Annotated in this window: 19 protein-coding genes; 9 read left to right on the top strand and 10 right to left on the bottom strand. The window is 23.7% G+C overall.

The window, feature by feature from the left end; all coding sequences use genetic code 11:
• Positions 1–159 precede the first annotated feature (159 nt).
• Entirely contained in the window at positions 160–1,896 is a 1,737-nt protein-coding gene (locus ATCC9714_RS17110) for a ferredoxin hydrogenase (protein ID WP_057577645.1), read from the top strand.
• Positions 1,897–1,933: 37 nt separating this feature from the next.
• Here ATCC9714_RS17110 and ATCC9714_RS17105 read toward each other — a convergent pair whose 3' ends face one another.
• The 6 genes from ATCC9714_RS17105 to ATCC9714_RS17080 form a co-directional block, all read right to left on the bottom strand.
• Positions 1,934–2,362, bottom strand: a complete 429-nt coding sequence (locus tag ATCC9714_RS17105) for a YrvL family regulatory protein (RefSeq protein WP_057577644.1) — start codon at positions 2,360–2,362, stop codon at positions 1,934–1,936.
• A 310-nt stretch (positions 2,363–2,672) separates the two neighbouring features.
• The gene (locus ATCC9714_RS17100; RefSeq protein WP_021121652.1) at positions 2,673–3,269 is read right to left on the bottom strand and encodes an SdpI family protein; all 597 of its coding nucleotides are present in this window, start codon (positions 3,267–3,269) and stop codon (positions 2,673–2,675) included.
• Between the two features lie 15 nt (positions 3,270–3,284).
• Entirely contained in the window at positions 3,285–3,542 is a 258-nt protein-coding gene (locus ATCC9714_RS17095; protein WP_021121655.1) for an autorepressor SdpR family transcription factor, read from the bottom strand.
• A 212-nt stretch (positions 3,543–3,754) separates the two neighbouring features.
• A complete protein-coding gene (locus ATCC9714_RS17090; RefSeq protein WP_021121661.1) occupies positions 3,755–4,060 on the bottom strand; it encodes a DUF3784 domain-containing protein in 306 nt (101 codons plus the stop codon).
• 173 nt (positions 4,061–4,233) lie between these two features.
• Complete coding sequence (locus tag ATCC9714_RS17085) at positions 4,234–4,824, bottom strand: DUF7010 family protein (RefSeq protein WP_130624591.1); 591 nt, start codon at positions 4,822–4,824, stop codon at positions 4,234–4,236.
• 20 nt (positions 4,825–4,844) lie between these two features.
• Positions 4,845–5,171: a helix-turn-helix domain-containing protein gene (locus ATCC9714_RS17080; protein WP_054631316.1), complete on the bottom strand. Its 327-nt coding sequence runs from the start codon at positions 5,169–5,171 to the stop codon at positions 4,845–4,847.
• A gap of 351 nt (positions 5,172–5,522) precedes the next feature.
• On the opposite strand from ATCC9714_RS17080, the gene ATCC9714_RS17075 reads away from it, so the two are divergent.
• The 4 genes from ATCC9714_RS17075 to ATCC9714_RS17060 all read left to right on the top strand — a co-directional run bounded on the left by ATCC9714_RS17075 (position 5,523) and on the right by ATCC9714_RS17060 (position 7,093).
• Complete coding sequence (locus ATCC9714_RS17075; protein ID WP_021121667.1) at positions 5,523–5,723, top strand: hypothetical protein; 201 nt, start codon at positions 5,523–5,525, stop codon at positions 5,721–5,723.
• Between the two features lie 329 nt (positions 5,724–6,052).
• The gene (locus ATCC9714_RS17070; protein ID WP_021121664.1) at positions 6,053–6,253 is read left to right on the top strand and encodes a cold-shock protein; all 201 of its coding nucleotides are present in this window, start codon (positions 6,053–6,055) and stop codon (positions 6,251–6,253) included.
• Between the two features lie 298 nt (positions 6,254–6,551).
• Positions 6,552–6,815: a hypothetical protein gene (locus tag ATCC9714_RS17065; RefSeq protein ID WP_021121640.1), complete on the top strand. Its 264-nt coding sequence runs from the start codon at positions 6,552–6,554 to the stop codon at positions 6,813–6,815.
• Positions 6,816–6,919: 104 nt separating this feature from the next.
• A complete protein-coding gene (locus ATCC9714_RS17060) occupies positions 6,920–7,093 on the top strand; it encodes a hypothetical protein (protein ID WP_021121650.1) in 174 nt (57 codons plus the stop codon).
• Positions 7,094–7,198: 105 nt separating this feature from the next.
• On the opposite strand, the gene ATCC9714_RS17055 is transcribed toward ATCC9714_RS17060, so the two are convergent.
• Both ATCC9714_RS17055 and ATCC9714_RS17050 read right to left on the bottom strand, forming a co-directional pair.
• On the bottom strand, positions 7,199–7,990 hold the full coding sequence (locus tag ATCC9714_RS17055) for a PepSY domain-containing protein (protein ID WP_057577642.1): 792 nt from the start codon (positions 7,988–7,990) through the stop codon (positions 7,199–7,201).
• Positions 7,991–8,119: 129 nt separating this feature from the next.
• Positions 8,120–8,284, bottom strand: coding sequence for an aspartyl-phosphate phosphatase Spo0E family protein (locus tag ATCC9714_RS17050; RefSeq protein ID WP_021121672.1), 165 nt, complete (start codon positions 8,282–8,284; stop codon positions 8,120–8,122).
• Positions 8,285–8,973: 689 nt separating this feature from the next.
• Between ATCC9714_RS17050 and ATCC9714_RS17045 the strand changes: the two genes are divergently transcribed.
• On the top strand, positions 8,974–9,387 hold the full coding sequence (locus ATCC9714_RS17045; protein ID WP_021121645.1) for a universal stress protein: 414 nt from the start codon (positions 8,974–8,976) through the stop codon (positions 9,385–9,387).
• A 239-nt stretch (positions 9,388–9,626) separates the two neighbouring features.
• Here ATCC9714_RS17045 and ATCC9714_RS17040 read toward each other — a convergent pair whose 3' ends face one another.
• Together ATCC9714_RS17040 and ATCC9714_RS17035 are read right to left on the bottom strand one after the other, a co-directional pair.
• On the bottom strand, positions 9,627–10,349 hold the full coding sequence (locus ATCC9714_RS17040; protein WP_054630268.1) for a nitrite reductase: 723 nt from the start codon (positions 10,347–10,349) through the stop codon (positions 9,627–9,629).
• A 453-nt stretch (positions 10,350–10,802) separates the two neighbouring features.
• Positions 10,803–11,366 (bottom strand): recombinase family protein, encoded by a 564-nt coding sequence (locus ATCC9714_RS17035; RefSeq protein WP_054630267.1) that lies wholly within the window; start codon positions 11,364–11,366, stop codon positions 10,803–10,805.
• Positions 11,367–11,875: 509 nt separating this feature from the next.
• Here ATCC9714_RS17035 and ATCC9714_RS17030 point away from each other — a divergent pair.
• The 3 genes from ATCC9714_RS17030 (at position 11,876) to ATCC9714_RS17020 (ending at position 12,974) form a co-directional block, all read left to right on the top strand.
• The gene (locus ATCC9714_RS17030; RefSeq protein WP_021121822.1) at positions 11,876–12,070 is read left to right on the top strand and encodes a zinc ribbon domain-containing protein; all 195 of its coding nucleotides are present in this window, start codon (positions 11,876–11,878) and stop codon (positions 12,068–12,070) included.
• A gap of 36 nt (positions 12,071–12,106) precedes the next feature.
• The gene (locus ATCC9714_RS17025) at positions 12,107–12,733 is read left to right on the top strand and encodes a hypothetical protein (protein WP_130624592.1); all 627 of its coding nucleotides are present in this window, start codon (positions 12,107–12,109) and stop codon (positions 12,731–12,733) included.
• A 97-nt stretch (positions 12,734–12,830) separates the two neighbouring features.
• Positions 12,831–12,974: a hypothetical protein gene (locus ATCC9714_RS17020; protein WP_155485769.1), complete on the top strand. Its 144-nt coding sequence runs from the start codon at positions 12,831–12,833 to the stop codon at positions 12,972–12,974.
• Positions 12,975–13,195: the final 221 nt, after the last annotated feature.

Raw genomic sequence — 13,195 nt, 5'->3', positions numbered from 1 at the left:
TATAACGTTCCAAATTTTGTATGTCAATCCAATTATTTTATAAATGATTACTATTAATTTTTATTATTATTTTTTATTTTTTTCCTGTGTTATAATTTAAAACATTAAAAATCAACTTGCTAAAAAGTAACAAAATTTTAATATGCTTTGGAGGTTTTAATGAATAATATAACCATAAATGGAAAAAGGTTATCAGTTGATTCTGATAAAACTATTTTACAAATAGCTATGGAAAATAATATAGAAATTCCGACACTATGTTTCTTAAGTGATTGTAATAATATGAATGAGTGTGGAGTATGTCTGGTAGAAATTAAAGGTCAAGATAAGTTAGCTAGAGCATGCCACGAAAAAACAAAAGATAATATGATTATTAATACTGCTAGTAAAAAAGTTCAGATTGCTGTAAGAGAAAGAATTAGTGAGATATTAAATGATCACAATCTAGAATGTGGTAAATGTAGTAGATTACATAGCTGTGAATTATTAAAGTTAGTTAAGAAAACTAATGCAAAAGTAACAAATCCATTTAAAACTTATAATTCATCTGATTTAATAGATTCAAGAAGTAAGTCTATAGTTTTAGATAAATCAAAGTGTGTGAAATGTGGGAGATGTGTAGCTGCTTGCAAAGGTAAATCTGGAACTGAAGTTATGCATTTTCTAAAAGAAAACAATAGAAAAATTGTTGGGCCAGATGATTTAAAATGTTTTGATTCAACAAACTGTTTATTATGTGGTCAATGTGTAGCTGCTTGTCCTGTGGGTGCATTGTATGAAAAAAGCCATATAAATAGGGTTTTAGATGCTCTAAATAATCCTAAAAAACATGTATTGGTAGGTATAGCTCCTTCAATAAGAACTTCTGTTGGGGAAATGTTCAAAATGGGGTATGGAATAGACGTTACAAATAAAGTTTATTCAGCTCTTAGACATTTAGGATTTAATAAAGTTTTTGATGTTAACTTTGCTGCTGACACAACTATATTAGAAGAAGGAACAGAACTTATAGAAAGAATTAAAAATAATGGTCCTTTCCCTATGTTTACATCTTGTTGCCCAGGCTGGATAAGATTAGCTGAAAATTATTACCCTGAATTGCTTAATAATATTTCTAGTGCTAAATCACCACAACAAATGTTTGGAGCTATAAGTAAAAGTTATTATCCATTTATAGAAAATTTAGATCCTGAGGATATATTCACAGTATCTATAATGCCTTGTACTGCTAAAAAGTTTGAAGCAGATAGACCTGAAATGGTGAATAATAATATTAAGAACATAGATGCGGTTTTAACTACAAGAGAATTAGTTAAACTTATTCAAGATAGTAATATAGATTTTTCTATGCTAGAAGAAAGTGATGTAGATCCAGTTATGGGTGAGTACACTGGAGCAGCAACTATTTTTGGAGCAACAGGCGGAGTTATGGAGGCTGCATTAAGAACAGCAACTGATTTATTAGAAGGAGTTTCTTTAGAGGAAATAGATTATGAAGCCACAAGAGGTTTAGATGGTTTTAAGGAAGCAACTGTTAATATCTGTGACAATAATTATAATATTGCAATTATAAATGGGGCCTCTAACTTCTTTGAGTTTATGAATAATTCAATGCTTAATAAAAAAAATTATCATTTTATAGAGGTTATGGCTTGTCCTGGTGGATGTGTGAATGGTGGTGGTCAGCCTCATGTAGATTCTATAGTAAAAGAAGACTTAAATATAAAATCATTGAGAGCTTCAGTTTTATATAATCAGGATAAAAATCTTCCAAAAAGAAAATCCCATAAAAATGCTGCTGTTTTAAAAATGTATGATACATTTATGGGTAAACCTACAAAAGGTAAAGCTCATGAATTATTACATGTAACATATATACCTAAAAATATAGATTAGAAGGATTCTTCTAATCTATATTTTTAAAATTTATTTATTATTCAGTATCATTGTTATTTACTTTCCTATTAAAAAAATAACTTAAAACACAAGATAGAGTAGAAAATAACAATGCAGTAAATAAACTACATTCAATTCCATCTATGGTCCATTCTAATACTCCAATCAATACTGTATTAATAGATATATCTATTAAGCAATAAATCATAGTATACTGAATTTCTCTTAAACCTATTAGGATTTTTATTGCTTTCAAAAAACATTCAATTATAAAATCCAACGGTATACCTATAATCATATAGATAGCAAAGAACTTAACAAGTACTGATAGATTATCATATTTAAGACCTAAAATAGATATAATAGTTACTCCAAAAAATAATGTTATCCCAAATATTATTAATACTACTATTCCTCCAACTATACCCATTCCTATAATATCTTTTATTTTATCTTTATTTTTCATGAAATTCTCCTTTTAATGGATATATTTTTTCTCAATTAAAAATTATATCAAAAATAAGTATTTATCAACTCTTCTTAAAATTTCAGTTTAGGGATTAGTTATAATATTTAATTAATTAAAATTATATCTTATATATCTTTTTTCATAAAAACAAAAAGGATATCCTAATATATTATCAATAGTTAATTTTGATAAATATAAAAAAACTTGAACTTAATATACTAGATATGTGTAGTATGTATAAAAAATCCAATAGATAATATTATCTATTGGATTTTTTAAATTGAAATTTATTTAAAATATTACTTTATTAATTTAAACCTTTTAATTTCTTAGAGTAAAATATAAAAGAATATATACTTGGTATTATAATCCAAGTTAAAATACCAATAATTCCTACTATCTCACCATTAAAGAAAAATGATGCAATAAACATTATTGTTGCAATAGGGAAAGATAAATACCCTACTAATTTATGTGCAATCTTCCAAGTTTCTTTATCTCTTATTGTCCAAGGAAGTCTTAGTCCTAAATACCTATTAAAAGGTATCTTTGGTGATAAATTCCCAAAAAACATCATAAATACGGACATCAAACAAATAACTAAGTTTTTGTTATATTCAGTGATAGATAATTGATTATTTGGTAATGATAGAGCAAATATAAAACAAAGTATAACAATAGATATATTAAACATATTTAAAAATCTAAAAGTTTTAACTTTAGGATTATCTTCTGATAACTCTACTATATTTGTTGCTTGAATATTTAATAAAAATAAAGAAACAATACCTAAAATTCCTAATATTAAAATTTCAATATATCCATCAGACATTATAAATCCTATACCAAGTATTAAAAGTGATATGGTTAATAATATAGTTTTTGTAGAGTTAATTTTTTTCATAATATTTCCCCCTTTTTATTTTTTGAATATTTCTAAGAAGTTTCCAAGAACCTCTTGAATTACAGAAGTATTTATAGAATAAATTACAAATTGCCCCTTCTTTTCAGAACTTATAAGCTCTGCTTCTCTTAAAATATCTAAATGCTTTGATATTGACGGCTTAGATATATCAAAATGTTCGGCTATTTCACCTGCACTCATATCTTTATTATTAAGCAATTTTAATATTTCTCTTCTTGTTTTATCGCTTAAAGCCTTAAATGCTTTACTCATAAAATAACTCCCTTCAATTATTTAATATAGATATTTAACTAATTAGTTAAATATCTATATTAACATAGTATGTAATTCTGTAAAAAAATGCAAGTATTTTATTAAAAAATATATTTACTAACTATAACTTAAAGGGACTAGTTATAACATTAAAGCTCTTAGAGTACATTAATTTGGGCTCTAAGAGCTTTTTTAACAATGAACTTTAAATTTTACTTTATTATATATTTCCTATCAATTAATACCAATAAAAATATAAGAATTACTATTAATAATACATCCATAAAAGCTATAAATAAAACAGATTTAATAATATACCCAACTAATGTTATAAGTAATATTAATGAACCAATAGTTAATTCTAAACATCCAATCCAGTTTAGGTAAGATTTTTTATCGGTTATGCTTTTACTATTATAATTATTTATAAAACTCGACTTTTTCTTAAACTTTATTTGATATCCCAAAAATATACTTAAAATTCCTAATATAACATTTATCATTATTATAAACTTCATATCTTATCAACTCCTATCAATAAAGGTTAGTTATAAATTAATTATATATAAGTTTAACTATAACTTAAATTTTACTTTAGAGTATAATTACATATTTTAAATAAAGTTAATGCCCTTAGAATACAAATAAATGGATTCTAAGGGCATTTTTACTAGTAATCTTTAAACGAGTTTTAAGAACTAGTTATAATAATATACTTATATCCCTGTAATGGATTTTTAGTATTAATATGAATATATACACCTAGACATAAGGATATAATTCCCCAGATCAAACCTATAAAATGAGTATATTGATAAGGAATTGAATAGATAAACAGAATCCCTATACAAACTCCAAATGCAACTAATATAGCATATAAATAATCTAAATGAACCCAACATAAAATTAGTAAATGACTAGCATTGATTATACATAAAATTGGTAATATCAAGTTACTATTTAAGTCTTTTATTATAAATAAAATAGGTAAGCAACATACTGTAATTCCAGATGAAAAAGCTACAAGAGACCTATATTGATTCTGGCTAAATTCTAATCTTAATAATTTTGAAAAGATATAACCTAGTATTGGTACACTTAATCCACCATAGATATAAAAGTTTTCTATTTGGTTTTGTTTTAATATGTAGGTTAAAGCAAATGATAGAAACCAAAAGATAGATCCTGCAATTAGCATAAAACCTCCACCACGGGACTCTTTAATAAAATCAAATCTATCTTGCTGAATGGAAATCTCTTTTGGCAAAAACGGTATTTTCATATTCTTCACTCCCTTATTATTTAATTTAACAATATATACCATACGATGGTTATGATTAACCACCAGTGATAACATAAAAAATCAATTATTGTTTTTTTACTTTCTTTTTTAACAATAACTTGTTGTTCTGAAACAATTGTTTTTTCTGTAGTATTCCCTTTAATTAATTCATCTAAAGTTAAACTAAATATTCCACTAAGAATTATTAATTTATCTATATCAGGTATAGATTCACCTGTTTCCCATTTTGATACAGCTTGTCTTGAAATATTTAATTTTTTAGCTAAATCATCTTGAGACCAATTATTTTTCTTTCTATTTTCTTTTATTATTGTTTGTAAGTTCATTTAATCTCCCTCTAAAAATTTGATACTTTAATTATGATTATATACATAAAATTTGTAAAGAAAATGACAATAGATTTTTAGCAAGTGTTAGTTGCATAATTGAAAAATCAATACTTTAACTTAGTATTGAGTTTTCAAAAGTAATAAGTATCAAAAATTTACTTTAAAGGATAGTTAGGTATTTTAAACAAAGTTAAGGCTATTAGAATCTAAATAAATGAATTTTAAAGGCTTTTTTACTACAACTCTTTAAATAAGTTTTTAAATAATTGTTAAATTAAAATCTAATATAGATTTTTACCTATTGATGAACTATATTTTTATTATAAAACTAAAAAGAGGGGGTATAGTATGAGAAAGTGTTTAAGATGTGATGAAGTTATGATTGAAGAGTATATGTTAAAGACTGAAAATTTCACAGCTTACGCATCAGTAGTGCTGGGAAAAGGAAGTGGAGTTTTTTCAGATACAAAGGGTAAGGTAAGGGCTAGTGTTTGTCCAAAGTGTGGTGAGATTTCAATATATTTTGATAAGGTAGATAAGATTAAGTAATTTATTTAATACATTTTGAGTTCAGAAAAACATATGATTTGATGAACATATTTAATTGCTCTATAATGTATTTAAAAATATTTTAATTAATACCTAAAATAAAAAATACCGTTTTATGTACAGTTTTTTATATAAAAAACAAATTTACAGCCCTTTGACTTCAAATAACTAGGTTCTAAGAGCTTTTTTTATAGATTCATTTAGTAGTATATAGAGTATTATTAATAAAAGACTATTTATTATTAATAATATGTGCTATAATAATACTTGTAGCGATACACAAATAAATTAATAGAGACCTAGAAATAGGTTCATAGGAGTATTTTTTAATGATAAATGGAACAGTAAAATGGTTTAACAATGAAAAAGGATTTGGTTTTATATCAGTAGAAGGTGGAAATGATGTATTCGTACATTTTTCAGCAATACAAACTGATGGGTTTAAATCATTAGAAGAAGGTCAACAAGTAAACTTTAATATAGTTAAGGGTGCTAGAGGTCCTCAAGCAGAAAACGTAACTGTATTATAAAATATATATGTTCGTGAAAAAGACACATCGTGTGTCTTTTTTTATTATAATTAATAATATTAATTTCTAATAAACTAACTATTAATTAAATTTTACTTTAGAGATTATGTATTTTACATAAAGTTAAAGCGCTTATAATCCAAATAAATGGATTTTAAGCGCTTTTTTACTAGATCTCTTTAAATAAGTTTTTAAGGATTAATTGCATATGCTTAAGTGTCTTTTCATATACATATTACTAATCATTTGATAAAAATTTGGACAAGCATTTCTAACATGTGTATATGGAGGTATATAAATGCATAAATCTTTGTTAAAAATAAATATAATTGGATTTATATCAATCTTTTTAATTGTATCTATCTCGCTAGCAAGTAGATCATACTCTGCCCGTTCAAATGTTGAATATAATCAACCAACTGTTGAATATAACAAATCTTATAAATTTGAAACTTTACCTCATGCTGAAGATTCAGAAACCAAAAAAGTTTCATTTGAGGTTCAGCCCTATAATCCATCAAATAAAATTGTAATAGAACCATTAAATCTAACTTACGATTAACAAGTCTTAAAATTTTACTTTAGGAACAAATTGATTTTTATACATAAATTATTATATTATTAATTAAATACACAGTTTAGGTTTCTTATATAAGGAGGGTAAAAATGAAAAATAAAATAGCTATAATATTGGCAGGGCTAATTCAAATTCTTCTAATGATGAACTTATTAATATTCAAAAATATACCTTTAATTGTTACTATATTGACATCTATAACTATGGTAATTATTGCTGGTAAACTATTATCAAATGTAATTTTAGAAAGTAAAAATAACTAGACTTAAAAATTTACTTTGAAGACTAAGTTTGTATCTCTAATAAAGTTAATGCCCTTAGAATGAAAATAAATGAATTCTAAGGGCATATTAATTAAATATATTTAATTAATCATCATATCTATCGTCTATATCATTATCATATCTGTCATCATCATGTCTATCGTCTATATCATTATCGTATCTGTCATCATCATGTCTATCGTCTATATCATTATCGTATCTGTCATCATCAAAATAATTATTAGCAGTATTTGGATTAACTATAGGTTTATTAACAGTATTATTGTTTGTGTCTACCGGCTTGTTTACAGTAATATTTTCATTATTTTTATTAGCTGCAGACGAGGTTTTAATTACTTCCTCACTAAAATCTACTATAGTTCCTGTTTTTGCATCTATAGATATTTCATATTCTTTATTATTTTTTATAAGTTTTCCTTCATATTCTGGAGTGTTATCATTATCTAAATAAAAATTTATAACTTTAGCACCAGGTACTTGATTTAACATTAATTCTCTAGCTTTATTTTCCCCTATGAAAGTATTATTTTTTTGAGATGTTGAATTTTTAAGTATAGTATCTTTTACAATTCTAATGTTTTCTTTCTCAAATTTTATAATTTTTCCAGTTTTTGAATCTACATCTATCTCATATTCAATATTATCTTTTATTAAAGTTCCATCATATTTTTTTATTTTTCCATCTGAATCAAACTCAAATTTAGTAATTTTAGCTCCTGGAACTTTGTTTAACATAATTTTTTTTGCTTCTTCTGAATTTACTTCAGATATACTATTGTTTCCTATACTTGGATTCGCATTAACTACTGTTGCTATAGATAATGCTCCTCCTAAAATAGCCCCTACTCCTATTAGCATTATTTGTTTAAATTTCATTTTTTCACACCTTTCTATATTTAAATTCCCATTAATTTTAGTAGTAATTATATCAAAGTTTAGCTTTAAACTTCTATAACTAGTAACTATCACTTAAAATTTGGTTTAGAAACTAGTTATTTTCTACTATTATACTTTTAACAATAATTTATTTAAATTTTCTCTTTGCTCTATTGCTATTAATAAATCTAACTTTTGGCTGAGATCTATAACTTCTTTACTAAATAGCCCCTGTTTTTCACAAATTAAATCCAATTGAATTTTTAAGAATTTAATTTCTTCTTTTCTTTTCAAAAAATCATCCCCTTATTTATAAAATTAATACAAAAATGATCATTTATTACAAAACAAAGAAATAACCGATACTAATAAGAACTAAAAATAGTATCGGCTGTTTCTTACTAATAAAAAAACATTTATAACACTTATTTAAAAAAGGTTAATAATATTATATAAAAGTTATTGATTACAATAAAATAGAAATTATTAATGTATATAATTAAATAAATAAATAAAAAAGTAAAAGTTTTCATTTTTTCCTTTTTTATAATTTAAAGTAGAAGAATCCCCCTACAAAACTAAAAAATTTATCATGTAAATATTGAATCTATAGAAAATTATATAGATGTTTAGGTATACAATTCAATTAATTTGTAGGATTATATTAATATACAAAGAAAAAGAGATAATAGTAAATGACTATTATCTCTTTTTCTTTGTAAAAAACAACACCTCATGTTAAGGAAAATTTAATGTATATGAATCATATCTAAATTATATCAAAATTCATATTTATTTTTAAATAGAAATATCCAATATAAACTATTTAAAAGTGAAATAATTAATTTGTAAAGGATTTGATATAATTAAATTAATCTTACTATATATTTCAAAAACTTAATAAAAAAAGACTAATTTGTATTTTATTTCTCCTAGACCATTTGAATTAGTCTTTTTTTATTAAATTTTAAGGATGTGATTATATGAAAAAAATATTAGTTCCAATTGATGGAAGTGAAAGAAGTCAAAAATCTTTAGATTTTATTAAGCAAAATTTTTCTAAAGATGATGTTGAAATAATGTTGATGAATGTTAGTGATATTAGTTTAACTAATATTACAAATAAAATGCTTATAGATAAGAAAATAGAAGAATGTAAAAAAGAAATAAATATCATACTAGATAAAATTAAAAATGATTTACAAGGATATAATGTAGAAAAATATTTGACTTTTGGAGATCCAGGAAATGAAATAATTTCTAAATCAATAAATGGTAAATTTGATACAATAATAATGACTAAATCTACTAAAAAGAATTTTATTGATTCGATAGGATCTGTAACTTTACATGTAGTGAAGAAATCTAAATGTACAGTTATAATACTTTCAGAATAGGATAAATAAAAATTGCAACATAAAAAACATCTAGATAAAATCTAGATGTTTTTTATGTTGCAATTTTAGTTATGTGAAAAAAATCGATATTCGATTTAAACTTAAAATATCAAAATTTAAGTGATTCTTTCAATAAAATAAGCCTCTAAATATAAAATATTCTAAGGCTTATTAGGCTTTACTGAATTTATGAATAAAAGCTATATTTATTTATTAGCTTTTAACTCTAAAAATAAAAGTTATTTACTATCAAATATTTTATTTATAGAATTCTCTGCCTCTTTTAAAGAAACTCTTTCTATAAGCTCTGAGAACCTTTCATTTTTATTTGCATTTTTATCATAGTATTCAATTGTTGATTCTATAATATTCATAAGTTCGTCTCTTTTAAATATTCTTTCCATAGGTTTTGCAAGCCTTGTATTCCTTCCAAGTCTTCCACCTAGAAATATTAAATATTCTATATTTGAATTTTCTAAATTTCTAGTTGGCATTATTGATAAATCATTACTTTGTGCTTTTCCATAACTATTTATGCATCCAAAAACTCCAATTTTAAACTTACCAATAAGTTTCTTTCCAAAAAATTTATCTTCAATTTCATTGCCAAGCTTTCTTGTATCTATAAGTCCATGTATACATACATTTCCTTTGCATGCTATTACTGCTCTAACAGTTTTTCCAGCTCCACCAATTCTTAATTCATTTTCTTTTGCATAAGTTAATACTTTTTCTATATTTTTTTCTTCTATATAGGGAATCTCAACAGTTAATCTACTAGTTAAACTCACTTCTCCATTACCATATTTTTTTGCTATATTACTTAATGCTACTATTTCATCTGCTTCAAAGTATCCAACCTTGCTTAAAAATCTGATTGTATAATAACCATTTTGTTTCTGAGCTAATATACCCATTTTTTTAAAATTCATTTTTTCATCATATGTTAAGCCTGAACTCATAACATTCCCTCCACTTTATTGAAACATTTAAAAATAAAAAGGAGTGAAACCATGCAAATCACTCCTTATGCTAGTTAATAGGTCTAGCAACTACTGAATTTATACTCTACAGTTCGAGATATAGGAATAAAGGTTTCTATATTAATAATATCAAAAATTAAAATAATTAATTATTTTAATTTTAAATGAATTATATTGAATATTTCTATTATACAAAATTTACGCTATTATTGATTTTCTAAGTGAAATTTTGATAATATAAATATACGGAGTTTTTATTCCATATTTAACTTTTTATTAATAATCTTCCAAAAGTATGCAATTTATTTAAATTGCATACTTTTTTGATTAAAATCTAAAAATAAAGTAATTTAAATTATAAAACTAAAGCTAATTTAGAAAAAATTAAAGATAAATAATATTTTATTTCTATATAGTAAAAGAGCATATGATCTAATCATTTGCTTTTTTATATTCATATATAATTCTGTCCAATGTAGGTCTGGATATATTTAACTCTTTTGCTATTTGAGATTTTGAAGCATCTCTACACATGTATCTATTATAGTATTCTTCAAAATTATCTATATGTACTTTTTTACGGCCTTTATATTTGCCTAATGATTTTGCAATTACAATACCTTCCTTTTGTCGTTCAAGTAGATTAGAACGCTCAAACTCATTTATGGCACCTATCATAGTTAGCATAAGCTTGCCAGTTGGAGTACTACTATCTATATTTTCCTTTGAACTAATTAAATGTACTTTTTTATTATTCAAAAATTCAACTATATTAAGCAAGTCTTTTGTACTTCTAGCCAATCTACTAAAATCATGAACAACTACAATATCACCTTCACGAACATAATCCATCATCTCTTCTAATTTTGGTCTATTTAAATCTTTGGCACTTACTTTTTCTTGAAATATTTTTTCTACATTATATTTTTCCATAGTAACTAATTGTCTAGCCTCATTTTGTTCTACAGTGCTAACTCTTACATATCCAATTATCATAAAAATTTTCCTCTCATAATGAATTTATATAAAAATAATACAGTTTTGTAAAAATAAATTCAAGGATTTCTATTGCATAATGTAAATAAATTAAAAATATAATTCTATTTTTACATTTATTTATAAAAACAGAAATGTAAAAATAGAATACACTTTATTTTTACATTTCTGTTTTTTGAGTTACGAAGTTGATTCTAAATATTATGAATAAAAAATATATTCGCAATAAAGTTAATATTAAAAATATAAAAAATACAATATTTTTTATATTAATACATAATGTTTTTTATATTTTTAATATTTAGTATTTTATAAAATATTTTTATGTTGTTAAGTATTTTTCATTTGAACTTTAAAATAAATTGAATCTAAATCTATTTTTTATCTTCTTAAACTAATTTATAATAGAACAAAGAGCAAAAAATTAGTTTGAGTAATTAACTTAATGAATTATTTGATTGAAAAAATAATAAAGAATATATTTGTACAACAAAGGGGGAAATTAAGATATGGAATGTTTAAGATGTAATGCAGAATTGAAATTTTTGAAAGAGTATAGATTTGATTCGCAAGATGCTAATAGAGGTTTTTTTAAAGCAATTTTTGATGTAGAAGAACATTTAATATTCAAAATTTATGTTTGTCCTAAATGTAACCATACAGAGTTTATATATTCAGGAAGTTCCACTTGGCTTGATATGTAAGATTTTTATAAATATGTGATAAAGGAGTGGTTTTCTTTGATGTCTTTAGATGATATTGATTCATGGTCAATTATTGTTGTTACTGATGAATTATTAAACTTTATTGTTTTTGTGGGTTGTATGTATGATCTAATTGGTATTGAAAATTTTGATAAAGAAAATGAACGATGGCCAACTGATGTAAGAAAAATATCACCTAACCATAATATAGATAATTTAAGAATTCAATGGAAAAACTGGTTTAGTGATATTTTAAAAATGAAATCTAAAAAAGTTAAGTTTGCAGAAGTAGAATTAAATAATATCTTAGTAGAACTTATGTATGATATAGATAGTTTTAAAGAGTTGGATTATAGAGAGTTAAGGGAATATTGTATAGAATCATACCCTATATTTCTGAAATGGTGGAATATGCCTGCAGGAGGTAAAAATGCTCTTGAGTTTTATGAACTTATAGAAAGTACTCAGGTTCATGAATGTATCATGAGTATAGAGAATAAAATAAAAAGAAAATCTAAACCATTTAAGTTACATGTAGATGTAGTTTATACAGGAGTTCCAACTGTGTTAGACTTTAGTGATGATTATATAGTTATAACTCCAAATGGACATGTAACTTTTAATAAAAATTGGTGGATGAGAAAATTAAAAAAATTAGTATAAATACTATACATATACCAATGTAATTTTACTAGAAAGTTAAAACTATGTATTATAAAACACATTTTTTATTTAATGGATTTTATAGAGGTGATTAAATTTGGAACAAATAAACAATGCATTAAAATTTTTAATGCCATTTATGATATTTATGATGTTGTTTTACATACTTTCAAAAAAATATTTAGTAGGACTGTGTATTTTAGGGTTAATTTTATTAGGAAGAAATGCTATAAAAAAATAGAAGTAAAACATTTAAATCTACTTTAGTTTTAAAATTAAAAAAGCAAATAAAAATGCAAAATAAATATAAATAATACAGATAGAAATAAAGTAAAAATAGGATAATGCTTAAAATATATAGAATTTATAAAAATTAATAAAATAAAGTTTCATAAAAAACATAAAAATAAAAAAAGAGTGAAAGCAAAGGAATAAAGTAATTCCAATGCTTTCATTCTTTTT

The organism is Paraclostridium sordellii (assembly GCF_000953675.1).
GTDB lineage: Bacteria > Bacillota > Clostridia > Peptostreptococcales > Peptostreptococcaceae > Paraclostridium > Paraclostridium sordellii.
This window is presented reverse-complemented; position numbering and strand designations above follow the sequence as displayed.

What these genes read in the sequence shown, in the direction of transcription:
- ATCC9714_RS17110 (WP_057577645.1), top strand. Translation starts at nt 160, where the DNA reads ATGAATAATATAACCATAAATGGAAAAAGGTTATCAGTTGATTCTGAT.
- ATCC9714_RS17105 (WP_057577644.1), bottom strand. Translation starts at nt 2,362, where the DNA reads ATGAAAAATAAAGATAAAATAAAAGATATTATAGGAATGGGTATAGTT.
- ATCC9714_RS17100 (WP_021121652.1), bottom strand. Translation starts at nt 3,269, where the DNA reads ATGAAAAAAATTAACTCTACAAAAACTATATTATTAACCATATCACTT.
- ATCC9714_RS17095 (WP_021121655.1), bottom strand. Translation starts at nt 3,542, where the DNA reads ATGAGTAAAGCATTTAAGGCTTTAAGCGATAAAACAAGAAGAGAAATA.
- ATCC9714_RS17090 (WP_021121661.1), bottom strand. Translation starts at nt 4,060, where the DNA reads ATGAAGTTTATAATAATGATAAATGTTATATTAGGAATTTTAAGTATA.
- ATCC9714_RS17085 (WP_130624591.1), bottom strand. Translation starts at nt 4,824, where the DNA reads ATGAAAATACCGTTTTTGCCAAAAGAGATTTCCATTCAGCAAGATAGA.
- ATCC9714_RS17080 (WP_054631316.1), bottom strand. Translation starts at nt 5,171, where the DNA reads ATGAACTTACAAACAATAATAAAAGAAAATAGAAAGAAAAATAATTGG.
- ATCC9714_RS17075 (WP_021121667.1), top strand. Translation starts at nt 5,523, where the DNA reads ATGAGAAAGTGTTTAAGATGTGATGAAGTTATGATTGAAGAGTATATG.
- ATCC9714_RS17070 (WP_021121664.1), top strand. Translation starts at nt 6,053, where the DNA reads ATGATAAATGGAACAGTAAAATGGTTTAACAATGAAAAAGGATTTGGT.
- ATCC9714_RS17065 (WP_021121640.1), top strand. Translation starts at nt 6,552, where the DNA reads ATGCATAAATCTTTGTTAAAAATAAATATAATTGGATTTATATCAATC.
- ATCC9714_RS17060 (WP_021121650.1), top strand. Translation starts at nt 6,920, where the DNA reads ATGAAAAATAAAATAGCTATAATATTGGCAGGGCTAATTCAAATTCTT.
- ATCC9714_RS17055 (WP_057577642.1), bottom strand. Translation starts at nt 7,990, where the DNA reads ATGAAATTTAAACAAATAATGCTAATAGGAGTAGGGGCTATTTTAGGA.
- ATCC9714_RS17045 (WP_021121645.1), top strand. Translation starts at nt 8,974, where the DNA reads ATGAAAAAAATATTAGTTCCAATTGATGGAAGTGAAAGAAGTCAAAAA.
- ATCC9714_RS17040 (WP_054630268.1), bottom strand. Translation starts at nt 10,349, where the DNA reads ATGAGTTCAGGCTTAACATATGATGAAAAAATGAATTTTAAAAAAATG.
- ATCC9714_RS17035 (WP_054630267.1), bottom strand. Translation starts at nt 11,366, where the DNA reads ATGATAATTGGATATGTAAGAGTTAGCACTGTAGAACAAAATGAGGCT.
- ATCC9714_RS17030 (WP_021121822.1), top strand. Translation starts at nt 11,876, where the DNA reads ATGGAATGTTTAAGATGTAATGCAGAATTGAAATTTTTGAAAGAGTAT.